Genomic DNA, 21,826 nt, shown 5'->3' with positions numbered 1-21,826 from the left:
AGCTAGCCATTTGGCTAGCTTTTTTAGTCTTTTATTTCTTTTCTTAGTATATCTCCCTCTTCGAGTGGAAAATCTACTTTTATTTTAATTAATTGTTTTGGTATATTTGCAACCTCAACTTCTTGACCCTTTTCATCTTCCATATAATCAATTATTAAAGTATAAAAATCCTTAGAATTGCCAAAAATTTCTATTTGATCACCCTTAAAGAACCTATTTCTCTGCTCAATAGTCGCTATTTTTGATTCTTTATCATAATCTTTTACTACACCAATAAAATCATAATTTCTTATATATGATGAAGATGTATAAATTTGGTCGTTCTCATCAGTCTTTTTATAGAAAAATCCTTTAGTAAAGTACCTGTGGCTTGCTTTACTTATCTCATCAAAATATTTTTTACAAACTTCCTTGCTATAGGTTCCTTCGTAGTAGCTATCTATAACCTGCCTATAAGATCTGATTACTGTTGCTACATAAAAAGGAGTCTTCATCCTACCTTCGATTTTAAAACTGTCTATTCCTGCCTCAATTAACTTGTCAACTTCCTCAATCAAGCAGAGATCTTTAGAATTCATAATAAAAGTGCCACCATGACCATCTTCTTCAATTGGGAAGTATTCCCCTGGTCTAGTTTCTTCCTGAAGTGAATATTTCCACCTGCATGGTTGCGCACAATCACCCCTATTTGCATCACGACCTGTCATATAACTGGACAATAGACACCTACCAGAATATGAAATACACATTGCACCGTGAACAAAACATTCTATTTCCATATCTTCTGGTGCATTTTTTCTTATCTCAGTTATCTCGTCTAATGATAATTCACGAGCAAGTATTATTCTCTTAGCCCCCATTTCATACCAAAAATTAACTGTTGCTGAGTTTGTCACAGATGCTTGAGTTGAAATGTGAAGATCTATATTGGTATATTTTTTAGCTAAAGAAAAAATACCCGGATCAGAGATTATAAGTGCGTCTATACCTATAGTATCTAGGTTTTCCAAATACTCTACAATACCTTCCATATCTCCGTCATGAGGCATAATGTTCATAGTTACATGAACCCTTACATTGCGTTCATGAGCATAAGCAACTGCCTCTCTTAATTCATCGTTATTAAAATTTTTGGCATTGGCTCTAAGACCAAAATTATCTCCAGCTAGATATACGGCATCTGCACCGAACTTTATGGCTGTTTTTAATTTTTCAAAATCACCCGCGGGGGCTAATAATTCTACTTTTCTATTTTTCATTATTTCTCCTAACACTCAAGGTAAGTCCGTCCCCTATTGGGATAACAGATGTAATAAAATCATCAAGATCTGTTATATAGGCTAGGAAATTCCTAAGTCTTTTAACTAAAGTATTCTTTCTTTTTTCCATTATATCATCATTGCAAACTTCGCCCCTAAACAAGACGTTATCTGCAATTATAATTCCGCCTTCGTTAAGAAGCTTACTTGTTATTTTGAAATAATCTAAATATCTAGACTTATTTGCATCTATAAAAACAAAATCAAAGCCTTGATTTATATTTCTCAAGGCTTTCATTGCGTCATCGTTAATTAGATTGACATTTACATTATATTTTTCAAAATTTTTTCTTGCGATATCTGCTGTTTCCTTATCTAATTCAATGCTTGTAATGTCCGCACCAGTATATTTTTTAAAACAAAGTGATGAATATCCAATAGCTGTACCTATTTCTAAGATTTTTTTAGGTTTAGCAATCTTGAGGATTGAAATTATAAACGCTTTAGTTTGACTGTTCATAATTGGCACGTCATTTTCTTTAGCATATTTTCTTAATTCAACAAAGTCAGTATCGTTAAGCAAATCTTCTATAAAAAGGGAAGTGTGTTCGTAATTAATATTTCCCATCTTCTATCTCTGATATTACTGGTAGTATCATTGGATCTCTACCAAGTTCATTATATATATAAGATTTTAAATCTTCTCTAATCTGATATTTTATTTGGCTTAAGGCTTTGATGTCTTGCTTCTTGCACTTATTAATAGATCTTAATACAACATCTTTTGCATTTTCAATAATATCTTGGTTTTCTTTTACATAGACGAATCCACGTGACACTATTTCAGGTCCTGCCAATAATTCTTGTGTATGTCTATCAAAGGTTATGGATACAACTAAGAGTCCATCTTCAGATAAGTGTTTCCTATCTTTAAGAACAATGTTGCCTACATCACCAATTCCTGACCCATCAACAAGTACGTTCCCTGCTTGTACTTTCCCTTTAATACCAGCAGATTTTTTTGTAAATTCAATTACATCACCATTTTCACATATAAAAATATTTTCTTTTGGTTGTCCCATGTCTTGAGCGATTTCAGAATGTTTTTGGAGTTGTCTGATTTCACCATGGGCTGGAATCAAATATTTTGGCTTAATTAATTGATACATTAATTTAATTTCTTCTTGGCAAGCGTGTCCAGATGCATGGACCTTAGCTAAGGATGAGTAAATTATCTTGCAACCTATCTTAGTTAGGTTATTGATAGTTGTATTTATAGCCATCTCATTACCTGGTATAGCAGATGACGATAAGATAACCATATCTGTTTCGTTTAAGGTAATCTGTCTATGTTCTTTATTTGCCATTCTTGTAAGAGCACTTAAAGGCTCTCCTTGTGTTCCTGTTGAGAGGATAACAAGTTCATCATCAGCGTATTTTTTAATGGCTTTCATGTCAATTAGAGTATTTTTCTTAATATTTAAATAACCCAATTCATTTGCTATCCTGACGTTATTTAACATTGACCTACCAGAAAGCGCTACTTTTCTATTATATTTTTCAGCCGCTGTAATAATTTGTTGAACCCTATGGAGATTGGATGCAAAAGTTGCAACTATTATCCTAGACTTAGCTTGTCCAAATATCTCAACAAATGTTTCGCCAACGACTTTTTCGCTTAGAGAAAATCCTTCTCTTTCTACGTTAGTAGAATCTGCAAATAATGCTAAGACACCTTTCTTGCCTAATTCTGCAAGTCTTTGAATGTCTGTTGGATCATTATCAATTGGTGTAAAGTCCATTTTGAAATCTCCAGTGAAAATTATTGTTCCAACAGGAGACTTAACAGCTATAGCACATGAATCTGGAATTGAGTGGCTTACTCTGATAAATTCAGCGCTTAAGCTACCAGCTTTTACTGTATTATTAACATTGACCATCTTAATCTTATTTGGATTTAGGCCATGTTCTTTAAATTTGTTTTCAATAAGACCCTTGGTTAATTTTGAGCAATAAACATTTGTATCCACATTCTTTAAAAAATATGGTATGGCACCAACGTGGTCCTCGTGACCATGGGTTACAAATATGCCCTTTAGTTTTTGTTTATTCTCTTCTACATAGGTAAAATCAGGTATAACAATATCAACCCCTAGCATCTCTTCATTTGGAAATGTTAGACCGCAGTCTATCATTATCATGTCATTTCCATATTCCACTAGTGCACAGTTTTTACCTACTTCATGTAATCCACCTATTGGGATTATTCTTAATTTTTTTTCATTTGTCATTATTTCTCCTCATTATTCTGACAATCGGAACAGATTCCATAAATTCTTAAAGAATAATAGGATAAATCAAAATTATAATTTTCCTTTAGGGATTTTTTTACATCATCATACGACAAAAATTCATCTTCCAGAATTTTCCCACAAGAAGTACATATAATGTGATCGTGGTGATCACTTTCAGGATCAATAATTTCATAAGTATAAGCTTGATCTGTAAACTCTTGCTTATTAACTATCCCTAACTCATCAAAAATATTTAAAGTTCTATAGATAGTAGCAATACCAACTTGTTTATGGTCCTGGTGGACTATAGAAAAAAGTTGTTCTGGTGTCAGATGTTTTTTTGAAGAGCTTTTTAAAACATTAAAAATCAATTCTCTTTGTTTGGTGAATTTTTGGTTATTTTTTTCAAAAATTTTTCTTACTTCATCAATGTTCATCTTTTTCCCTTTTCATCTCTTCATAAAATTCAATAATTTCATTTAGTTCGTTTGAATCTTCAATAGTTTTGAAGTTTATAAGGTCATTTGTATTATAAACTTCTAAAATCATTATCATATCGTCGCCAATTTTCTTAAGCGCGGCATAATTTTTATCATCTATTCCGAATGTATCCACTATATTAAATTCGACTTCATTATTATTTTCATCCAGTAAAAAGATACTATTCATTATTTCTCCTGTCTAAATAAGTTTGCAATATAAAACTTGCAGCAATTTTGTCAATATGAGCTTTTCGATTTTCTCGTCTAACACTCATATCGATAAGTACTGATTCAGATTGGATTGTGGTAAGTCTTTCATCTTGATAGACAATTTCTGTATCAATTCTTTTTTTAATCAGGTCAACAAAACTAATAATCCTCATAGATTGTGGACCCATAGTATTGTTCATATTTTTAGGTAGCCCTACAACTATTAATGAAATATCATTTTCAACAAATATTTTTTCAATCCTATCTATATCAAATTTTGCTTTAGTTCTTTTTATTGTTTCATAGGGTTGGGCAGTTATAAACAAAGGGTCGCTAAGAGCGACACCTATTGTTTTATCCCCTACATCAAGCCCCATTATCCTACTCATTGATATAATTATTTAATAATTCTTCTAATATCTTATCTCTGTCTACTGCTCTAATAAGCTTTCTGGCATTATTATGAGCGGTTATATAGGTTGGATCTCCAGATAGTAGATAACCTACTATTTGAGAATTTGGCTTATAACCCTTATCCTCTAAAGCCTTGTAAACTGTTGTAAGGATTTCTCTAATATTGTTCTTCTCAATGTCTTCTCTTTTGAAAAGCATAGTTTCATTAAGCTTATTAATATCAGTCATTTATTACTCCTTTATTATTTCGTAGGCCCTCTTAAGTGCCTTATCTAAGGCTGAAATATCACTTCCACCAGCTTGGGCGAAGTTCTTTTTACCGCCTCCATTACCTCCAGTGATTTGAGCAATTTCTCTTACGATTTTGCCTGCATTATATTTATCAGTTAGGTTATCATCAACTGACACGGTAAATATAATCTTATCGCTTACTGTAGCAAAAATTATAACTAAATTATCGTATTCATTCTTAAATTTATTTTCTAATTCTCTTAATTCATCGACACTTGCGTTATCAAATTTTGCTATTAGTAGATTTACACCGTTTACTTTTTCGATTTTGGATTTAAGTTCACTGTATACATCTTTATTTGATTGAGATTTCAATCTTTTGATTTCACTATCTTTGGATGCTATTTCTGATTTTAATGAATTAATTTTTGATTTAATGTTATTTATATTAGCATCTAAGTCATTAGCTATTTCTTTAATGGTGTTTTCCTTAGAAATCAATTCTTCGAAAACAGCCTTACCTGTTATAGCTTCGATTCTTCTAACACCTGCAGCTGCAGATGATTCTGATTTTATCTTAAACATCAATACTTCGGCTGTATTATTTACATGGCAACCACCACATAATTCTATAGAATAATCACCCATAGAAACAACCCTAACAATATCTTTATATTTATCTTCGAATAGGGCAACTGCACCCAATTCTTCTGATTTTTTATAATCCATGTATTCCTTTTTTACAGGAAGCTGTTCTCTGATTTTAGCATTAATTTCTTCTTCGATTTTTCTAAGCTCTTCATTACTTAGAGCCTTGTTATAAGTAAAATCAAATCTTAATTTATCTTCGTCTACTAAAGAACCAGCCTGGTTTATATTTTGACCAAGTACATTCTTTAGGGCCTTATCTAATAAGTGAGTCGCAGAGTGATTTCTTTGTATGTCTAATCTTCTTTCTAGATCAATTACAAAACGAGCAACACTGCCCCTAACAAATTCACCTTCTGTCACTTCCACATAGTGGAATATAATATCATTCTTCTTTTGAACATCAACTACTTTTGCACAAGCATTTGAAGTTTTAATAAAGCCTGTATCAGCGACTTCTCCACCACCTTCTGGATAAAATGAAGTCTTATCACTAACTATTATACCTTTATTTGGTGCTTTTATCGAAGAATTTTCTTCTCCATCAACAAAAATAGCAAGTAATTTTCCTTCGAGATCAAAGTTTTCATAACCTTGGAAGTCAGTTTTTTCTAGATGATCAGCTAAAAGATTGTCGTGTTTATGCTTGTTGTCAGTTTTTCTTGCATTTCTTGCAAGATTTCTCTGATTTTCCATTTCTTCTTCAAATTTTTCATCATCAACATCTAAATTCTTTTCTTCTAAAATTTCTTTTGTTAAATCAAGTGGGAATCCATAGGTATCATATAATTTAAAGGCTTCACTACCGTCTAGAATTTTAATATTATTTTTTTCCATATCAGCAATTAGGCTGTCTAATTTTTCTAAACCTTGGTTGATTGTTTTTTGGAACCTATCTTCTTCATCACTGATAACTTTATGGATGTTATCCATGTTATCAACAAGTTCATCATATTCAACCTTATAAGTTTCTATTACCTTATCTACTATTTTATTTAAGAATGGGCCTTCAATACCTAATAATTTACCATGTCTATAAGCTCTTCTTATAAGTCTTCTTAAAACGTAACCACGTTTTTCATTTGATGGAATAACGCCGTCAGACACTAAAAATGTCATGGCTTTTGCATGGTCAGCGATTACCCTTATAGATACATCATCCACCTTGTTAGCCTTATATGTTTTTCCAGATAATTTTTCAATTTCAGATATAATTTCTTTCATTACATCTATTTCAAAAATATTATCTTTACCTTGAAGAATCATGGCGATTCTTTCAAGACCCATACCTGTATCTATATTTGGATGGCTTAAATTAGTATAGTTACCTTGATTATCCTTGTTAAATTGAGTAAATACCAAGTTCCATACTTCCATAAACCTATCAGAATTATCATTACCTGGTTGGTTGTCATTTTCATCAACCGCTCTTTCAGGGCCCCTATCAACATAAATTTCTGAACATGGACCACAAGGACCTACTTCTAGTTCCCAGAAGTTATCTTCTTTGCCTTGTCTTAAGATTCTTTCTGCTGGCATACCAATTTCATCATGCCAAATATTATATGCTTCATCGTCGTCGTAATAAACTGTTACCCATAAATCGTCTTTATTAATTTCAAGTTTTTTTGTTAGGAATTCAAAAGCCCAGTTAATAGCTTCTCTTTTAAAGTAATCTCCAAATGAAAAGTTTCCAAGCATTTCAAAAAATGTACCGTGGCGTTCAGTTTTACCAACCCTTTCAATATCGCCTGTTCTTACACATCTTTGTGAAGAGGTGGCCCTATTGTTTTTCATCTTTAATTCACCGGTGAAATATTTTTTAAGAGGCGCCATACCTGCGTTAATTAATAATAGTGTGTCATCATCAATTGGTGTTAGAGGAAATGATTTTAAAAGTGTGTGATTTTTCTCATTTCCAAAAAATTCTAGATAGCTTTTTCTAAGCTCGTTCATTCCTAAGTTTTTCATTAATTCTCCTTAAATTTCGTGTTTAACAATATTTTCTAAAGTAATAGAGTCAATGGCTGCGTTTATTAAGTAATCAAGCTTACTGAAGAGATCATAGGCATCGCATTTTTCACTACAATCAAACTTTCCGCTTACGCATTCGCTTGTTGTCATATCACCTTCTAAACTCCTTAGAATTTGACCAATGGTTATGCTAGATAAATCGCTTTTTATCTTATAACCTCCCTTTGGTCCTCTGCTTGATTTAATAAGACCATCTTTTTTTAAGACTCTAACTAACTGTTCTAAATAATTTTCTGATAAATTTAATTTTTCGCTTATTTCAGAGACAGGTATAAAACCCTTATCTTGGTTTTCTGCTATATAGCATATCGCTCTTAATCCATACCTACCTCTCGTAGATAATTTCATATATACCCCTATACTGTAATCAAATCTTTCATAGCTTCAAAAAACTTCTCACCTATGCCCTTGACATTTTTAATATCTTCGATTTTTTCAAATCTTTTTTCTTTTCTATAGTCTAGGATAGCCTGAGCTCTTTTCTCACCGACATTTGGTAATGTCATTAGCTCTTCCTTGCTTGCCAAGTTAAGATTAATCTTTTGACTTGAAGATGTAGCAGCATTAGATGTGGTATCACCAGTTGTCAGATTTGTATTATTAGTATTTATGTTTTGATTTTCATCAACATTAGGTATGTATATTTTCATTTGATCTTCTAACCTTAAGGCAAGGTTAATAGAGTTTTTGTCGGCTTTATCAGTAAAACCACCCGCTCTTTTTACAAGATCATCTAACCTATCTCCATCCTTTATATCATATACTCCAGAGTTTTTAACTTCTCCTGAAATATAAACTTTCTTATCTTGACTAGATAAATCATCTCTAACTTCTTCTTTATCTTTCTCGGTGTTTTCATCAACCGAACTTGTCATTTCGATTTCATCTTCATTTTTATTAAGAAGATTTTTGAAACCACCGTTAGCAAATAAATTTGCTAGAAGAAAAGCAAGAAATATAATTCCTGCAAAAATGATTTTATCTTTCCTATCCTTAGGCATATCATCTCCTATAAAAGGTATGAGAAATTAATTTTCCCACAGATTATCTAAATCGTAAAATTCTCTTTGTTTTTGAGTAAAGATATGGACAATGATGTCTCCTGCATCAATTAAAATCCATTCTCCCTCTCTAAAGCCTTCTTTAGATTTAATATCATAACCTTCTTTGTGCAAATCATCTTCTATGTAGTCAGCTAAGGCTCGTGTTTGATTAATAGAATTACCTGTGGCAACAATGAAATAATCTGCTACAGATGAATCTTCAAGTTTAATGACATTTATATCATCCGCTAATTTATCTTCTAATGTTTTAACTATTACATCTAATTTTTCCATTTTTCTCCTCAATCAAGTAGTTTCTAGCTTCAAAGCTAAGAGGATTTATCAAAGCTTTTTTATTTATTAAAAAAACAATATTGCTATCTAATAATAAAAGTAAAGCATCGTCAAGGTTGTTATAAGCAACCTCTCTAATATTTTCAATACCTTCAAATTCACGTCCCGGTTCTATTGCATCAGCTATAAAAATAATCTTTTCTAAATCACTCATAGCTTCCCTACCAGTTGTGTGGTATTTAATAGCATTTAATATATCCTCATCATATATATTATACACTTTTTTTGCTACTTCTGCTCCTAAAAATGCATGGAGGACAGGATCTTTTATTGAACTTACTGGATAAGCAGCCCGGTCGATATTGAATTTTTTTATATAAGATTCTTCATTGTATTTAGCGCAGTCATGGACAAGACCAGACATAAATGCTTTTTTAGGGTCTACACCGAACTTACCTGCCATTTTTTCTGCAGTTTTAGCTACTCTTAAACTGTGTTCAAATCTTTTTTCTCCAATATCGTGTTTTAATTTTTCATATATTTTTGTTAAATCATTCATATAAATGCCTATTTTTAACTATATAATCAGCTTCATCTCTTACTAAATATTTTATACTTTTATCTTCTTTTACTAAGGTCCTAATTAAGGTTGAAGAAATATTAACATTTAGAATATTTATTAGGTATATGTTTGGATTAGCTTTACGAATTTTATTTACTTTTTTTACTAGCTTGCTATCCTCTTCTATTCCATCCCTTGCGAATACAATAATGTTATAGCCTAATATTTTTTCATAATTTCTCCAAGAATCTATAGTCATGAAGGAATCTTCACCCATGATATAAAAAATTTCATGATTACTTAAATGACTCGTAAAGTAGTCTAGTGTTTCATGGGTGTATCTAACTTCATCGTTTGATGACTCATAAGTAGATAGGATTATTTTTGGATTATCCTTGATAGCCTCATAGACCATTTCTACCCTCAAGTCAGCTTTTGTCTTGTTTATATTTTTTTTATGAGGTGGGTTCGAGCTTGGTAAAATTATTACCCTGTCTAAATCCATCTGATTAATCGCATTTTCTATCACAATTAAATGACCAAGATGAATTGGATCAAAAGTCCCACCATAAAGACCTATTCTCATTATAAATTATAAATATTTGTGTCGTTTTTTCTATATATAGTGAAAATTGAACCGATGTGCGAAATAAATTCACAGTTTAATTTTTCAACTATAGTATCAATGATATAATCAGCATCATCAAGGTTGTTGTTTAAAATTTTAATCTTAATCAATTCTCTCGCTTCAAGAGCTTCATCAATTGCATCTAGTAGTTGATCAGATATTGAAAATTTTCCAATATTTATTATTGGCTTAAAATCATGAGCCTCCTGTTTCAACATAGCTCTTTGTTTACCTGTTAACATATTTCCTCCTATTCATAATATTCAAAGACAATATCGCCCACAGCAACACTATCTCCGTCTTGTATTCCCATTTCTTTTAATTTATCAAATACGTCCATTTCTCTAAGAGTTGATTCAAAGTAAATCATTGAGTCGTAATCGTCAATATTTACTTTCTTTAAGAGGTTGTCTACCCTCTTACCGTAAACTAAGTATATATCATTTTCTTTCTTGATATTTAAGTCAAAATCAATTTCTTTATTGTAGAAATCTTCTAAGAATTTTTCATCAACTTCTTCATATAGAGCGAATTCTTCTTCACTTGATTTTTCAAGTTCTTCTGTGACATAATCAATCATTTCCTTTATACCAGCTGTAGTCGCTGCAGAAATTTTAAATATCTTATAAGAATCATCATATTGTTCAATAAATTTTGCTGCATTATCATTATAATCAAGCTCACACTTATTCAAAGCAACAATCATTGGCTTCTCAGAAAGTTTTTTATTGTAAAGTTTTAATTCCTTATTGATAAGCTTGAAGTCTTCAATTGGGTCTCTGCCCTCAAGACCAGAGATATCAACAAGATGAATCAAAATCCTACATCTTTCTATGTGCCTTAAAAAGTCATGGCCTAGTCCTGAACCTTCACTAGCGCCCTCAATCAAACCAGCTATATCTGCAACAATAAAGCTTCTTTCATTATCTACCTTAACAACACCTAAATTTGGATCAATAGTTGTAAAATGATAATTTGCAATCTTTGGTCTAGCTTTTGTAATTACTGATAAGAGTGTTGATTTTCCTACATTAGGAAGGCCTACAAGTCCTACATCTGCAAGGACTTTTAATTCAAAAATTAGATCTATTTCTTGACCTTTTTTACCAGATTCGGCAAATCTAGGAGCCTGCCTTATAGAATTTTTGAAGTGGACATTTCCACGACCACCCCTACCACCTTTGGCTATCAAAAATTCTTCGCCATCATTTTTCATATCTTTGATAATGGTATTAGATTCTGCTTCTCTAATTAATGTACCAACAGGAACAGGAATATAAAGGTCTTCGCCTTTTTTACCAAACTTCTTGCTCTTTCCACCCTGTTCACCATTTTCTGCTTTAAAATTCTTCTTATATCTAAACTCATCAAGTGTGGATAGGTTTCTAGTTGCTTTGATAATTATTGAACCACCGTCACCACCATCACCACCAGCAGGACCACCTGTTGGCTCATACTTTTCTCTTCTCCAGGCAACTGCACCATTGCCTCCATCTCCTGCTTTTATGCTAATTTTTGCAATATCAATCATAATTTTCCTTTCATAAAAAAAGGCTTGCCAAAGGCAAGCTTAATTTTTTATCAATTATTGTGCATAAACAGAGACTTGTTTTCTGCTTTTGCCTTTTCTTTCAAATTTTACAACGCCTTCGCAAGAAGCATAAAGAGTATCATCAGAACCTCTTTTTACATTGTTACCTGGGTGAATTTTTGTTCCTCTTTGTCTAACAATGATTGTTCCAGCATTTACAAATTGACCATCAGCTCTTTTTACACCAAGTCTTTTAGCTCTTGAGTCTCTACCGTTCTTAGATGAAGAAACTCCCTTTTTACTTGAAAATCTTTGTAAATTAATATTTAATATCATATTTTCTCCTTATAATTTAATTTAACGTAGCTGCCATAATTACCCAAAAGTGTTTCAATACCTGTCTTAAAATAATCAAAAATGACATCTGTATCCCTATTAGGACTACTAATAGAAACAGTCATTATTATTTCATTATCTGAAAAATTAACGTCATCAGCATATTTGTCAAGACTATTAACACAGCTATAGGCAAGTATAGTGACAGCTGAACATACAAGGTCTTTACCATACTCATCGTAATTGGCGTGACCTTCAATTTCAAAACCTACTATTTCGTCTTTTTTATTGATTAATAAATTAATATTAATCATTAAAGACTTATGCTATTAATTTTTACTAAAGTATAAGGTTGTCTGTGGCCGTGTTTTTTTCTATATTGTTTTTTAGGTTTATATTTATAAACCACAATCTTCTTATCTTTATTTTGATCTTCTACTGTTGCTGTTACCTTTGCACCTTCAACTAATGGAGCACCAACTTTAAGGTCTCCGTTATTAGATACTAATAGTACTTGATCAAAATCTACAGTCTCACCAACTTCGTAAGCAAGTTTTTCAACTCTTACTAAGTCACCTTCTGATACTTTGTATTGTTTTCCACCTGTCTTAATAATTGCGTACATGGAAAGCCTCCTATTTATAATATTCTCGCCAGCATTCGGGGATCAGAACCCTAACTGAGCGGTCTACTGATACATATTACTTCTGTATTATTATTTTGTCAAGCAATATCAATAATTTCCATATTCTTTATTGCTTCATCTTCTAAGGCATCAATATCTAGATTTTCTTCACTCATTTTTATAAAATTTAATTTTGGTTTTGTCACTGGACTATCAGGTGCAAAAATTGAACAACAGTCATCATAAGGTTCTATAGATTTATCATATGAACCTATCTTCAATGAAATATCGATGATATCTTTTTTATCCATCGCTATAAGTGGTCTTAAGATTGGTAAATCTGACGAATCATTTATAACTGCAACTGATTCTATTGTTTGACTTGCAACTTGACCTAGTGATTCTCCTGTTATTAATGCTTGATAGCCATTAGCTTCTGAAATTTTATTAGCTATTCTCATCATAAATCGACGAGATAAAATTGTTGTTTCTCTTCTTTCACAATTTTGATTTATTGCTTTATATATATTAGCAAGATTGACTGAGTAAACTCTCATTTTTCCAGTATAAGCAGACATAATTTCAGCAAGGTCTATCGCTTTTTGTAAGGCTCTTTTGGATGTAAAAGGGTATGAATGAAAGTGTAAGCAATCTATCTTCATTCCTCTTTTTGCAACCATAAATCCTGCTACAGGTGAATCAATACCACCAGATAAAAGTAGAAGTCCCTTTCCAGATGATCCGATTGGAAGGCCTCCTAATCCTTTAAATCTCTTAGAATAGACATAAACATTATCTTTAACATCAATAAACACTCTAAAATCTGGATTATGGACATTCACCTTAAGGTTAGGGAAATCTCTAAGAATAAATCCACCAATCTTGGCAGAAAGCTCAGGTGACTTAAATTCGAATGCCTTGTCAGTCCTCTTACAATCAACTTTGAACGTATAGTTCTTTCCAGTAAAATATTCCTCAAGATCAAGTTTACATGCCTTGTAAATATCATCGAGGTTTTTGCTTGTTTTGATTACATAAGAAACATATGAGATTCCAAAGACTTTAAGAATATTGTTTTTTAATTTGTCAAAATCTTTTTTATCAGCCTTAATATAAAGCTTTGAAGATTCTGAATACATATCCTCGTAAGGGATATCTCTTATGTTTCTTTTTATATTATCAATGGCAGTTTTATAAAAAATATGCCTATTTTTACCCTTTAGAAAAATCTCTCCAAAGCTAACCGATAACATCCATTCCATTATATAACCATCCTTATCATATCTATACTTGATTTCAAAACTTTTAAAGTACAATCTAAATCTTCCTTAGTTATTTCGTTAGAAAAAGAAAACCTAATTGCACCATCCATATATTTCTTTTCAATACCTAAGGCACTTAAAATTCTGCTATAATCACCTTTGGAACAAGCAGAACCACTTGATACATAAATTTCTTCTTCTTCGAGCATATGTAGAAGAACTTCTGACTTAATATTAGCAAATGCCACATCTAAGATATAAGGTGATGAATTATTTAAAGGTGATATTATATAGGTATCATAAATATTATCCTCGATTAATGTTCTTAGATAATGGTTAAGCTCTTTAATATATTCATACTCATTAGATTCGACCTGTTTTTTTAAGGCGATGCCGCAAGCATATATAGCTGGTGGATTATTGGTCCCTGAAGAAATTATCTCTTGATAACCCCCATCTAAGAGTGGTCTTATTTTCCCTTGGGCATTTTTTCTTATATAAAGTCCACCAAGCTGTTTAGGTCCATGAAATTTGTGAGCAGAAAAACTCATTATATCTATACCTAACTCATTAACATCACAAGGAATTTTCCCCATAGCCTGAGTCGCGTCAATATGAATCACTATATCTTTATTATAATCTTTAATGATTTTTGAAATATTTTTTATATCTTGGATTGTACCAATTTCATTATTTACATATATAAAAGAAACAAAAGTGACTTTATCATCTAATTTATTTTTCAAATCCTCTTCGTTTAAAAACCCATACTTATCATTATTTACATACCTTATCTCATCGAAATTTGCATGTTTAAAAGCATTAAAAACCGAAGAATGCTCAATTTTACTTGTGAGAGCAACTCCTTCAAAGGATTTTATAGCTATATTATTTGACTCAGTCGCTGATTTTGTGAAAAATATTTCAGATTCGTTAGAAGATATCAATTTACCAATGTATTTTTTTGTATCTTTTATCAAATTTTCTGCTTCCATCCCAAAGCTATGAAGAGCACTAGGGTTTGCAAAATAATTTTTACAAACATCTACATAGGCTTTAAGTGCTTCATCATACATTTTTGTTGTAGCAGCATTATCTAAATATATCATATGTACACCTCAATTATATCATTATATTAGAGCTTAAAGATATTACAAGAAAGCTCAACCAATAATGATTATTTAAAGTTAATAACAGTATAATGAGTATATGATTAGTAAAAAAATAAGAATTAATGGCAAAAAATTAAATAAAGATGAACTTGTCTTAGATATAGAAACTACAGGACTTGATTTTAGAAATGACAAGTTAGTTCTTTTAGGACTTGTAAAAATAGAAAATGATAGCGCTTATATTTTTCAACACTTTGCGCAAGATGATTCTGAAGAAATTAAGTTGTTAAATATATATCTTAGGGAGATAAAAAATAAAAAAATAATCACTTTTAATGGTGATACCTTTGACATACCATTCTTAAATTCTAGGCTCATCTCACATAAACTCTTTCCGGTATTTCCAGAATCCAGCCAAGATATTTATAAAATTATAAAATGGCATTCAAAATTTTTTTCATATGACTCTATGAAGCTTGTAGCTATAGAAAAATTTATTGGAATTGAGCGAAATGATCCTAGTAGATATAAAGCAATTAGCAAGCTGTCAGAAGATATACTCACAAGAGATAAGCCTTATCCTATTCTTAAACACAATGAAAATGACTTAATAGCAACAGAAGCGCTTTCTGATATCGAAAATTTCTATATAAATAAATTAAGTATCGATAGCAAAATCGGTAAGTTTTGGATATGCAAGGCTAACATTAATAAGGATATAGGAAACTTTGAATTTGAGTCAGAAAAAAAATTAGAGGACTTATTTGTTGCAGAAAATAATTATCAAATAAGCATCAAAGATACCACCATCAAGCTTAATATACACGTTTTATATGGTAGTTTTAATAGAGATATAAATGGATTTGTAACTATAAATCATTTTGATTTAAAAAATGAATCTAACATCGAGGTTAACGATAAATTATTAATAATTAGAGAAGATAGAATTTATAACTATAAGAACTTATTAAATCTATGCAAAAATATAATAGAGAATCATTACTAATCCTCTATTTCCCAATCTATTACTTTTAAATTGTTTTTCTTTAAAAATTCATTCGTTTTAGAAAAAGGTTTAGAACCCAAAAATCCATTTCGTGCTGAAAGTGGAGATGGATGTGCAGATTCTAGAATCAAATGCCTTGAATTTGTAATCAAGGCTTTTTTTGACCTTGCAAAATTACCCCACAGTATAAAAACTAAGGGTCTCTCTCTTTCATTCAATAGAGATATTATCTTATCAGTAAAAATCTGCCAACCTATCGATTTATGAGAGTTTGGTTTCTTCTCCTCAACAGTAAGACTTGCATTTAATAAAAGTACGCCTTGGCGTGCCCAAGAAATTAGCGTACCATTTTTCGCTGGTTCTAACCCAAGGTCATTGTTCATTTCCTTATAAATATTTCTTAAAGAAGGTGGGAGTTTGACTCCCTTCTTTACAGAGAATGAAAGACCTTCTGCCTGACCAGGATTATAGTATGGATCTTGCCCAAGTATAACAACATTTGTATCTTCAAATGATGAAAGTTCTAAAGATTTAAAAATTTCATCCCTTGGAGGATATATATTTTTTTCTTCATATGCCTTATCTAAAAAACTTTCGATTTTTTTAAAATATTCTTTCTCGAATTCCTCTTTTAGAATAAGATCCCAGTCATTATTTATCTTCATGAATAAAAACAATATACAATATCATTAAGCCACACCCCAAAGTCACAAAAATGTCTGCAATATTAAAAACAGGGAAAGTGAAAAATGAAAATTCAATAAAATCTACTACAAAACCATTAAAAAATCTATCATAAAAATTACCTAAAGCGCCTGAAATAATCATAGCTATACTTACATTTAATATTACAGGATTGCTCTTATATGACTTATAAAAATAATATATCAAATAAAGAACTATAGCTAGTGTTATTATCAAAAAGAAAATTCTTTTATCTTGTAAAATTCCAAATGCCGCTCCCCTATTTTCTAAATAAGTAAGATTTATAAAGGGTGTATTAATTGGCTTTTCTATAAAATTATTAATAGCATATAACTTACTCAGTCTGTCTAAAACAATCCCTAAAACAATTATTAAAATATATATCATTTTACTTTCCTATAACTTATGTGATAATTTCCCTTTTTGCTCAAACCATCAATTTTATCAAAAATAAACCTGCCAAACCTTCTTACAGATATAAGACTATTTTCATCAACTTGAATAGAAGGATCTTCAATAATTTGATAATCTACCTTAACCAATCTCGCCTTTACAATATCCTTAGCCCTGGTTCTTGAAGTTGAAAGAATTAAACCAAGTAAATTATCAAGTCTTAAACTCGATACAAAACCATCATGTGATTCATAGCTCGGTTTAATTAAATCGAGTTTGGCATCTTCTTTTTTAATCAAAGTTATTCTTTCGTTTTTAATTTTACTTAAGTTAAATTCAACAAAATCAGCTTGGTCCAAACTAATAGCAAATTCAACTTTCCCATCTAAAATTGAAATATCCCCTATATCATTCCTATCAGTACCAAGACTTAAAAGCGCGCCTAAGACATCTGGATGACTTATATCTTGTGATTCAAATTCCATTACACTTATGTAGTTAGGCTCATATAGAGGTTCATAGAAATAATTTGCAACAAATATTTTTCTTTCAGCGTCTACATTCCCTCCCAAAAAACATATCTTTATAGAATTCTTATTTGCAATTTCAGCAATTGTTTTTTGCTCAAAAGGATCTAAGAAAAAGCTCTTAATTTCAATTCTCTTATAAAAAGCCTTTTCTAAAATAGATAAGGCCTTTCTTATATTTGTTTTTTTCTGTTTGTCACTTATATGATCTAAATTATATTCTAACGCCATAAAAACAAAAGATCGAATTTAATCGATCTATAGTTGGTTATAATTTCCTTCTGAAATTTGGTCTGCCACAAAAGAATCAATCTCGACCCCATTTGGAGTTATAACAAAAATTCCTTTAGTAACTTTTTTCATGTTACCCTTAAGGGCATATACTGCTCCACTAACAAAGTCAAATATTCTCATTCTTAGATCATTGTCAACCATTTCTAAATTTAAAACTACCACTCTGTTCTTAAGGATTTCTTCTATAACCACTGGACCATCATTATCATAGTCTAAAGGCTCTTGTATTGATATTCTCATATTACTACTCCTAGAAAAACTGCTACTATTAATACTTACAACCTTATCTTCGGTATCATCTGATTTATAGGAATTATTAAAAGAATAATCATCAGAAAAACTTGTTTTGCTTGATTTAAATGAGTCTGTAGCATAAGTGCTATCCTTACCATCATCCAATAAATCACTATAAGTTGTTCTCGGTCTTTTTTCTTCCTTAGCTTCTACATCATCATAATACATCTGATCATCGTCATAATCATCGTAATTATCATCGATACCAATGAATTCTTTAAATCTGTCAAACATTTTTATCATCCTTTGCTTTTTTATCTACTATCATTATATACTAAATAATTATAAAGTAAAAATTTAAAATTCACTTTTTATATCTCTCATCATTAAATCTTTTACAGATTCATCGCAGTCTTTGTTATTAAATAGAACTTCGTAAATTTCACTAGTGATTGGAATCTCTATATTTTTATCTTTAGCTAGTTCATAAACTGATTTTGTTGTAGGTATGCCCTCAACAACCATATTTATCTCATTTTGGATTTGTTCAAGGCTATAGCCTTTACCTAATAAAATTCCAGCTTTATTATTTCGAGAGTGCTTGCTAGTTGCAGTTACAATTAAATCTCCAACGCCTGCAAGTCCATTAATAGTTTTAAATTCAGCGCCAAAAGCGCAAGCAAACCTGCTCATTTCATGGATTCCTCTTGTAACAAGAGCAGCTTTTGCGTTATCACCATATCCAAGACCATGTGCAACACCAATACCAAAGGCAAGAATATTTTTTATGGCTCCACCAAGTTCTACACCAACTAAGTCAGTTGATGAATATACCCTAAAATATTCTCTCACAAAAAGTTCTTGTATTTCTTTAGATAATGCACCATCTTCACAAGCAGATACTACTGCAGTAGGCATCTTTAAAATTACTTCTTCAGCGTGTGACGGACCACTTAAGGCTACAAATGAAATATTTTTATTAAAATCTTTAAATATTTCTGAAATTCTTTTATGGCTACCAAGCTCCAAGCCTTTAGACAAATTAATTATTATATGGTCATCTTTCAGTAGACCTCGCGCTTGATTTAAAACATTTCTAATCTGTTGAGTAGGAATACCATTAATAAGGTATTTATTAGCAAATACCTCAGAAAGATTACTTGTTGCTCTAATATTTTCTTTTAATCTGATTTCTGGAAAATATTTTATATTTTGATGTTTATCATTTATTGCAAAAACTACATTTTCATCTCTCGCATAAATAAGAACATCTTCTTTTTCAGCAAGCAAATCTGCTATTGCTGTTGACCAAGATCCTGCTCCTAAAATTGAAATTGTCATCATATCCCCTAAAATAATTTATTCTCTTCGCCCTTAATTAGTCTTTTTATATTATCCCTGTGTTTAGTTATTATAATTATAGCAATGATTGATAAACTTAAGCTAAAGCTATTGAATCTATACATAATAAGACTTGAAATAATTGCAACTAAGCAAACACAAATAGATCCAAGAGATACCATTCTTGATAATAAAACTATTATAAAAAATACTCCGAACATTCCAAGGGCAAAAATTGGATTTATATAAATTAAAGCTCCAAATACTGTTGCAATACCTTTCCCTGCTTTGAAATTTAACAAGAAACTATACATATGTCCGATAACAACGAAGAACATAGCCAAACTCATGCCATCATTTCCTGCAATAAGATTACCAAGAAATGCTGCAAGTCCACCCTTGAAAACATCAAGAACAAAGGTGAGTAAGCCGGCTTTTTTACCGAAATTTCTAAGAGCATTTGTTGTTCCAATATTACCTGAGCCCATGGATCTAATATCTTTTTTATAGATGTATTTTCCAATATAATATCCAAAAGGCAGGCTACCTAATAAGTAAGATAAAATCGCTATGGCTAAATACTTCATTTTTTACCACTTCGTTCTTTAAATACAAAGCTAAAAGGAACACCCACTAATGAATAATTTTGTCTTATTTGATTTTCTAGATACCTAGTATATGAAAAATGTAATAATTCTCTATCATTAATTGATAAAAGGAATTTTGGAGGACAAGTTCCTACTTGACTCATATAATAAATCTTAAGCCTCTTACCCTTATCTTGTGGTGGTTGATTTATGAGCATTGCATCTTGTAAAATAGTGTTTAATACACCCGTTTTAATTCTCATCCTATAGTTATTATCAACTACTTCTATCATATCTAGAAGAGTATCAATCCTATCATTGTCTTTAACTGATATGAAAACTATTGGTGCATAAAGAGCAAAAGAAAGAGTCTTTCTAATTTCCTTTTCCATTTCAGCCATAGTATTAGTATCTTTCTCAACAAGATCCCACTTATTTACCGCAATTATTATAGCCTTTTTATTATTATGGGCATAACCAGCAATCTTAGCGTCTTGTTCTGTGACACCTACAGTAGCATCTATTAAAAATAAACATATCTCTGCACTATCTACAGCATCAAAGGTTCTTTGGTTAGCATAATACTCTATATTTTCTTTTACTTTTGATTTTCTTCTAAGACCGGCTGTGTCTATTAAGACATAGTTGTGGTCATTATAGGTCCAATAACTATCAACGGCATCTCGAGTAGTGCCCGCTATATCTGTTACTATCATTCTATCTTCATTAAGTAGAAGATTTACCAAAGAAGACTTACCTGCATTAGGTTTGCCGATTATAGCAATCCTTGTTTCATCGTCATTTCCTTCAAACTGTGAAAAGTCTATATATGAAATAATAGCATCTAATAAATCACCAAGCCCTTTTGCCTGCTCAGCTGATATCATTACAAGATTATCAAAACCAAAGGAATAAAAATCATACAAATCATCAGGAACTTGCATATTGTCAACTTTGTTCGCCACAATAATTACAGGTTTATTATATTTTCTTATCTCGTTGGCTATATCAACATCATGAGGGTTTACCCCTTCTTTGCCGTCAACGACAAATAAAATTAAGTTTGTTTCAAGAAGTGCCTTTTCTACTTGACCCCTTATCTCAACGTTCATCATGTCTTTGCTTGATATATCGATACCACCAGTATCTACAAGCAAAAATTCATTATTTTGCCATTCAGCCTTATCAACTATCCTGTCTCTTGTGACTCCAGAGACGTCTTCTGTTATTGATTTTCTTTTTCCAACTAGGCGATTGAACAATGTAGATTTACCTACATTAGTCCTACCTACAAGAGTTACTATTGGTAAAGCCATATATTTCTCCAATTCTGTTATTAAATATCATGATTAATAAACTTTTCTGACCTTAATAAGCTTTTCTTTTTTCGAACCCTTATCAAGTCTTTTTATATATAAAATTGACAAAGCAAGCATTAGGATAACAGAACCTAAACTAATTAGATTAGTATCATATCCTGTATTTTTTAATAACATTGAAGGAAGTATTGCTCCAAGCATTACTAAAATAGCAGGAATTATATACACTAGAGCTGAAATTCTACTAATTTCATCAGCGTCACTTTCTAAAATAACTTTGTCTCCTTTGTTTATATTGTCAGCAGAAAAAACTTCGATAATTGTGGTTTTTCTTTCTGCACAAGAAGCACTAGCAGCGCATGAACCACAAGCGCTGTTTCGATCTACTTTTATTTTTAAATTTCCATTATTATTTTCAAGGACTAGACCTTCTTTAGTCATTGCCATCTAAGCTA

29 protein-coding genes are annotated in these 21,826 nt (G+C 31.1%); 1 reads left to right on the top strand and 28 read right to left on the bottom strand.

What is annotated here, in order from left to right; translation table 11 throughout:
- Nucleotides 1–23: 23 nt before the first annotated feature.
- From HMPREF0072_RS03790 to HMPREF0072_RS03695, 20 genes are all read right to left on the bottom strand, one after another.
- Nucleotides 24–1,259 (bottom strand): peptidase U32 family protein, encoded by a 1,236-nt coding sequence (locus tag HMPREF0072_RS03790; protein ID WP_004827491.1) that lies wholly within the window; start codon nucleotides 1,257–1,259, stop codon nucleotides 24–26.
- Nucleotides 1,249–1,887 carry an O-methyltransferase gene (locus HMPREF0072_RS03785; protein WP_004827490.1) on the bottom strand — a complete coding sequence of 213 codons (639 nt, stop codon included), beginning with the start codon at nucleotides 1,885–1,887 and terminating at the stop codon, nucleotides 1,249–1,251. The genes HMPREF0072_RS03790 and HMPREF0072_RS03785 overlap by 11 nt, the downstream gene beginning before the upstream one ends.
- A complete protein-coding gene (locus HMPREF0072_RS03780; protein ID WP_004827489.1) occupies nucleotides 1,874–3,550 on the bottom strand; it encodes a ribonuclease J in 1,677 nt (558 codons plus the stop codon). Before HMPREF0072_RS03780 ends, HMPREF0072_RS03785 begins: the two co-directional genes overlap by 14 nt.
- Nucleotides 3,550–3,990, bottom strand: coding sequence for a Fur family transcriptional regulator (locus HMPREF0072_RS03775; RefSeq protein WP_004827488.1), 441 nt, complete (start codon nucleotides 3,988–3,990; stop codon nucleotides 3,550–3,552). The genes HMPREF0072_RS03780 and HMPREF0072_RS03775 overlap by 1 nt, the downstream gene beginning before the upstream one ends.
- Nucleotides 3,980–4,222, bottom strand: a complete 243-nt coding sequence (locus HMPREF0072_RS03770) for a DUF1292 domain-containing protein (RefSeq protein ID WP_004827487.1) — start codon at nucleotides 4,220–4,222, stop codon at nucleotides 3,980–3,982. The genes HMPREF0072_RS03775 and HMPREF0072_RS03770 overlap by 11 nt, the downstream gene beginning before the upstream one ends.
- Entirely contained in the window at nucleotides 4,215–4,634 is a 420-nt protein-coding gene (gene ruvX, locus HMPREF0072_RS03765) for a Holliday junction resolvase RuvX (RefSeq protein ID WP_004827486.1), read from the bottom strand. Before ruvX ends, HMPREF0072_RS03770 begins: the two co-directional genes overlap by 8 nt.
- Nucleotides 4,627–4,887 carry an IreB family regulatory phosphoprotein gene (locus HMPREF0072_RS03760; protein ID WP_004827485.1) on the bottom strand — a complete coding sequence of 87 codons (261 nt, stop codon included), beginning with the start codon at nucleotides 4,885–4,887 and terminating at the stop codon, nucleotides 4,627–4,629. Before HMPREF0072_RS03760 ends, ruvX begins: the two co-directional genes overlap by 8 nt.
- A gap of 3 nt (nucleotides 4,888–4,890) precedes the next feature.
- On the bottom strand, nucleotides 4,891–7,509 hold the full coding sequence (gene alaS, locus HMPREF0072_RS03755) for an alanine--tRNA ligase (RefSeq protein ID WP_004827484.1): 2,619 nt from the start codon (nucleotides 7,507–7,509) through the stop codon (nucleotides 4,891–4,893).
- 9 nt (nucleotides 7,510–7,518) lie between these two features.
- Nucleotides 7,519–7,920, bottom strand: a complete 402-nt coding sequence (locus HMPREF0072_RS03750; protein ID WP_004827483.1) for an RrF2 family transcriptional regulator — start codon at nucleotides 7,918–7,920, stop codon at nucleotides 7,519–7,521.
- An 8-nt stretch (nucleotides 7,921–7,928) separates the two neighbouring features.
- Nucleotides 7,929–8,573 (bottom strand): DUF655 domain-containing protein, encoded by a 645-nt coding sequence (locus HMPREF0072_RS03745; protein WP_004827482.1) that lies wholly within the window; start codon nucleotides 8,571–8,573, stop codon nucleotides 7,929–7,931.
- A 27-nt stretch (nucleotides 8,574–8,600) separates the two neighbouring features.
- Complete coding sequence (gene rsfS, locus HMPREF0072_RS03740) at nucleotides 8,601–8,909, bottom strand: ribosome silencing factor (RefSeq protein ID WP_004827481.1); 309 nt, start codon at nucleotides 8,907–8,909, stop codon at nucleotides 8,601–8,603.
- Nucleotides 8,884–9,468 (bottom strand): bis(5'-nucleosyl)-tetraphosphatase (symmetrical) YqeK, encoded by a 585-nt coding sequence (yqeK, locus tag HMPREF0072_RS03735; protein WP_004827480.1) that lies wholly within the window; start codon nucleotides 9,466–9,468, stop codon nucleotides 8,884–8,886. Before yqeK ends, rsfS begins: the two co-directional genes overlap by 26 nt.
- Complete coding sequence (nadD, locus tag HMPREF0072_RS03730; protein ID WP_004827479.1) at nucleotides 9,461–10,057, bottom strand: nicotinate (nicotinamide) nucleotide adenylyltransferase; 597 nt, start codon at nucleotides 10,055–10,057, stop codon at nucleotides 9,461–9,463. The genes yqeK and nadD overlap by 8 nt, the downstream gene beginning before the upstream one ends.
- Nucleotides 10,057–10,341 carry a YhbY family RNA-binding protein gene (locus tag HMPREF0072_RS03725; protein ID WP_004827478.1) on the bottom strand — a complete coding sequence of 95 codons (285 nt, stop codon included), beginning with the start codon at nucleotides 10,339–10,341 and terminating at the stop codon, nucleotides 10,057–10,059. The genes nadD and HMPREF0072_RS03725 overlap by 1 nt, the downstream gene beginning before the upstream one ends.
- 8 nt (nucleotides 10,342–10,349) lie before the next feature.
- Nucleotides 10,350–11,630: a GTPase ObgE gene (gene obgE / locus HMPREF0072_RS03720; protein WP_004827477.1), complete on the bottom strand. Its 1,281-nt coding sequence runs from the start codon at nucleotides 11,628–11,630 to the stop codon at nucleotides 10,350–10,352.
- A 54-nt stretch (nucleotides 11,631–11,684) separates the two neighbouring features.
- Complete coding sequence (rpmA, locus tag HMPREF0072_RS03715; protein WP_004827476.1) at nucleotides 11,685–11,966, bottom strand: 50S ribosomal protein L27; 282 nt, start codon at nucleotides 11,964–11,966, stop codon at nucleotides 11,685–11,687.
- Nucleotides 11,963–12,280: a ribosomal-processing cysteine protease Prp gene (locus HMPREF0072_RS03710; protein WP_004827475.1), complete on the bottom strand. Its 318-nt coding sequence runs from the start codon at nucleotides 12,278–12,280 to the stop codon at nucleotides 11,963–11,965. Before HMPREF0072_RS03710 ends, rpmA begins: the two co-directional genes overlap by 4 nt.
- Nucleotides 12,280–12,591, bottom strand: coding sequence for a 50S ribosomal protein L21 (gene rplU, locus HMPREF0072_RS03705; protein WP_004827474.1), 312 nt, complete (start codon nucleotides 12,589–12,591; stop codon nucleotides 12,280–12,282). The genes HMPREF0072_RS03710 and rplU overlap by 1 nt, the downstream gene beginning before the upstream one ends.
- Before the next feature lie 98 nt (nucleotides 12,592–12,689).
- Nucleotides 12,690–13,853 (bottom strand): tRNA uracil 4-sulfurtransferase ThiI, encoded by a 1,164-nt coding sequence (thiI, locus tag HMPREF0072_RS03700; RefSeq protein ID WP_039931128.1) that lies wholly within the window; start codon nucleotides 13,851–13,853, stop codon nucleotides 12,690–12,692.
- A complete protein-coding gene (locus HMPREF0072_RS03695) occupies nucleotides 13,853–14,962 on the bottom strand; it encodes a cysteine desulfurase family protein (RefSeq protein ID WP_004827472.1) in 1,110 nt (369 codons plus the stop codon). Before HMPREF0072_RS03695 ends, thiI begins: the two co-directional genes overlap by 1 nt.
- Before the next feature lie 100 nt (nucleotides 14,963–15,062).
- Here HMPREF0072_RS03695 and HMPREF0072_RS03690 point away from each other — a divergent pair, with 100 nt between their 5' ends.
- Nucleotides 15,063–15,971 carry a ribonuclease H-like domain-containing protein gene (locus tag HMPREF0072_RS03690; protein ID WP_004827471.1) on the top strand — a complete coding sequence of 303 codons (909 nt, stop codon included), beginning with the start codon at nucleotides 15,063–15,065 and terminating at the stop codon, nucleotides 15,969–15,971.
- On the opposite strand, the gene HMPREF0072_RS03685 is transcribed toward HMPREF0072_RS03690, so the two are convergent.
- The 8 genes from HMPREF0072_RS03685 to HMPREF0072_RS03650 form a co-directional block, all read right to left on the bottom strand.
- Nucleotides 15,968–16,636, bottom strand: coding sequence for a uracil-DNA glycosylase (locus tag HMPREF0072_RS03685; RefSeq protein WP_004827470.1), 669 nt, complete (start codon nucleotides 16,634–16,636; stop codon nucleotides 15,968–15,970). The genes HMPREF0072_RS03690 and HMPREF0072_RS03685 overlap by 4 nt on opposite strands.
- On the bottom strand, nucleotides 16,623–17,063 hold the full coding sequence (gene lspA / locus HMPREF0072_RS03680; RefSeq protein ID WP_004827469.1) for a signal peptidase II: 441 nt from the start codon (nucleotides 17,061–17,063) through the stop codon (nucleotides 16,623–16,625). The genes HMPREF0072_RS03685 and lspA overlap by 14 nt, the downstream gene beginning before the upstream one ends.
- Complete coding sequence (locus HMPREF0072_RS03675; protein WP_004827468.1) at nucleotides 17,060–17,827, bottom strand: YlmH/Sll1252 family protein; 768 nt, start codon at nucleotides 17,825–17,827, stop codon at nucleotides 17,060–17,062. The genes lspA and HMPREF0072_RS03675 overlap by 4 nt, the downstream gene beginning before the upstream one ends.
- Before the next feature lie 27 nt (nucleotides 17,828–17,854).
- Nucleotides 17,855–18,418, bottom strand: a complete 564-nt coding sequence (locus HMPREF0072_RS03670) for a cell division protein SepF (RefSeq protein ID WP_039931083.1) — start codon at nucleotides 18,416–18,418, stop codon at nucleotides 17,855–17,857.
- A 63-nt stretch (nucleotides 18,419–18,481) separates the two neighbouring features.
- Nucleotides 18,482–19,465, bottom strand: coding sequence for an NAD(P)H-dependent glycerol-3-phosphate dehydrogenase (locus tag HMPREF0072_RS03665; protein ID WP_004827466.1), 984 nt, complete (start codon nucleotides 19,463–19,465; stop codon nucleotides 18,482–18,484).
- 8 nt (nucleotides 19,466–19,473) lie between these two features.
- On the bottom strand, nucleotides 19,474–20,052 hold the full coding sequence (gene plsY, locus HMPREF0072_RS03660; RefSeq protein ID WP_004827465.1) for a glycerol-3-phosphate 1-O-acyltransferase PlsY: 579 nt from the start codon (nucleotides 20,050–20,052) through the stop codon (nucleotides 19,474–19,476).
- Entirely contained in the window at nucleotides 20,049–21,368 is a 1,320-nt protein-coding gene (der, locus tag HMPREF0072_RS03655; RefSeq protein ID WP_004827464.1) for a ribosome biogenesis GTPase Der, read from the bottom strand. The genes plsY and der overlap by 4 nt, the downstream gene beginning before the upstream one ends.
- Before the next feature lie 33 nt (nucleotides 21,369–21,401).
- Nucleotides 21,402–21,818 (bottom strand): SoxR reducing system RseC family protein, encoded by a 417-nt coding sequence (locus HMPREF0072_RS03650; protein ID WP_004827463.1) that lies wholly within the window; start codon nucleotides 21,816–21,818, stop codon nucleotides 21,402–21,404.
- Nucleotides 21,819–21,826 lie beyond the last annotated feature (8 nt).

It is taken from the genome of Anaerococcus lactolyticus ATCC 51172 (assembly GCF_000156575.1).
Classification (GTDB): domain Bacteria; phylum Bacillota; class Clostridia; order Tissierellales; family Peptoniphilaceae; genus Anaerococcus; species Anaerococcus lactolyticus.
This window is presented reverse-complemented; position numbering and strand designations above follow the sequence as displayed.

What these genes read in the sequence shown, in the direction of transcription:
- HMPREF0072_RS03750 (WP_004827483.1), bottom strand. Translation starts at nt 7,920, where the DNA reads ATGAAATTATCTACGAGAGGTAGGTATGGATTAAGAGCGATATGCTAT.
- der (WP_004827464.1), bottom strand. Translation starts at nt 21,368, where the DNA reads ATGGCTTTACCAATAGTAACTCTTGTAGGTAGGACTAATGTAGGTAAA.
- ruvX (WP_004827486.1), bottom strand. Translation starts at nt 4,634, where the DNA reads ATGAGTAGGATAATGGGGCTTGATGTAGGGGATAAAACAATAGGTGTC.
- HMPREF0072_RS03780 (WP_004827489.1), bottom strand. Translation starts at nt 3,550, where the DNA reads ATGACAAATGAAAAAAAATTAAGAATAATCCCAATAGGTGGATTACAT.
- HMPREF0072_RS03670 (WP_039931083.1), bottom strand. Translation starts at nt 18,418, where the DNA reads ATGTTTGACAGATTTAAAGAATTCATTGGTATCGATGATAATTACGAT.
- HMPREF0072_RS03690 (WP_004827471.1), top strand. Translation starts at nt 15,063, where the DNA reads ATGATTAGTAAAAAAATAAGAATTAATGGCAAAAAATTAAATAAAGAT.
- HMPREF0072_RS03675 (WP_004827468.1), bottom strand. Translation starts at nt 17,827, where the DNA reads ATGGCGTTAGAATATAATTTAGATCATATAAGTGACAAACAGAAAAAA.
- lspA (WP_004827469.1), bottom strand. Translation starts at nt 17,063, where the DNA reads ATGATATATATTTTAATAATTGTTTTAGGGATTGTTTTAGACAGACTG.
- HMPREF0072_RS03710 (WP_004827475.1), bottom strand. Translation starts at nt 12,280, where the DNA reads ATGATTAATATTAATTTATTAATCAATAAAAAAGACGAAATAGTAGGT.
- thiI (WP_039931128.1), bottom strand. Translation starts at nt 13,853, where the DNA reads ATGGAATGGATGTTATCGGTTAGCTTTGGAGAGATTTTTCTAAAGGGT.
- plsY (WP_004827465.1), bottom strand. Translation starts at nt 20,052, where the DNA reads ATGAAGTATTTAGCCATAGCGATTTTATCTTACTTATTAGGTAGCCTG.
- HMPREF0072_RS03785 (WP_004827490.1), bottom strand. Translation starts at nt 1,887, where the DNA reads ATGGGAAATATTAATTACGAACACACTTCCCTTTTTATAGAAGATTTG.
- HMPREF0072_RS03745 (WP_004827482.1), bottom strand. Translation starts at nt 8,573, where the DNA reads ATGCCTAAGGATAGGAAAGATAAAATCATTTTTGCAGGAATTATATTT.
- HMPREF0072_RS03770 (WP_004827487.1), bottom strand. Translation starts at nt 4,222, where the DNA reads ATGAATAGTATCTTTTTACTGGATGAAAATAATAATGAAGTCGAATTT.
- HMPREF0072_RS03725 (WP_004827478.1), bottom strand. Translation starts at nt 10,341, where the DNA reads ATGTTAACAGGTAAACAAAGAGCTATGTTGAAACAGGAGGCTCATGAT.
- rsfS (WP_004827481.1), bottom strand. Translation starts at nt 8,909, where the DNA reads ATGGAAAAATTAGATGTAATAGTTAAAACATTAGAAGATAAATTAGCG.
- HMPREF0072_RS03650 (WP_004827463.1), bottom strand. Translation starts at nt 21,818, where the DNA reads ATGGCAATGACTAAAGAAGGTCTAGTCCTTGAAAATAATAATGGAAAT.
- HMPREF0072_RS03685 (WP_004827470.1), bottom strand. Translation starts at nt 16,636, where the DNA reads ATGAAGATAAATAATGACTGGGATCTTATTCTAAAAGAGGAATTCGAG.
- HMPREF0072_RS03775 (WP_004827488.1), bottom strand. Translation starts at nt 3,990, where the DNA reads ATGAACATTGATGAAGTAAGAAAAATTTTTGAAAAAAATAACCAAAAA.
- yqeK (WP_004827480.1), bottom strand. Translation starts at nt 9,468, where the DNA reads ATGAATGATTTAACAAAAATATATGAAAAATTAAAACACGATATTGGA.
- HMPREF0072_RS03695 (WP_004827472.1), bottom strand. Translation starts at nt 14,962, where the DNA reads ATGATATATTTAGATAATGCTGCTACAACAAAAATGTATGATGAAGCA.
- HMPREF0072_RS03790 (WP_004827491.1), bottom strand. Translation starts at nt 1,259, where the DNA reads ATGAAAAATAGAAAAGTAGAATTATTAGCCCCCGCGGGTGATTTTGAA.
- rplU (WP_004827474.1), bottom strand. Translation starts at nt 12,591, where the DNA reads ATGTACGCAATTATTAAGACAGGTGGAAAACAATACAAAGTATCAGAA.
- obgE (WP_004827477.1), bottom strand. Translation starts at nt 11,630, where the DNA reads ATGATTGATATTGCAAAAATTAGCATAAAAGCAGGAGATGGAGGCAAT.
- HMPREF0072_RS03665 (WP_004827466.1), bottom strand. Translation starts at nt 19,465, where the DNA reads ATGACAATTTCAATTTTAGGAGCAGGATCTTGGTCAACAGCAATAGCA.
- rpmA (WP_004827476.1), bottom strand. Translation starts at nt 11,966, where the DNA reads ATGATATTAAATATTAATTTACAAAGATTTTCAAGTAAAAAGGGAGTT.
- nadD (WP_004827479.1), bottom strand. Translation starts at nt 10,057, where the DNA reads ATGAGAATAGGTCTTTATGGTGGGACTTTTGATCCAATTCATCTTGGT.
- HMPREF0072_RS03760 (WP_004827485.1), bottom strand. Translation starts at nt 4,887, where the DNA reads ATGACTGATATTAATAAGCTTAATGAAACTATGCTTTTCAAAAGAGAA.
- alaS (WP_004827484.1), bottom strand. Translation starts at nt 7,509, where the DNA reads ATGAAAAACTTAGGAATGAACGAGCTTAGAAAAAGCTATCTAGAATTT.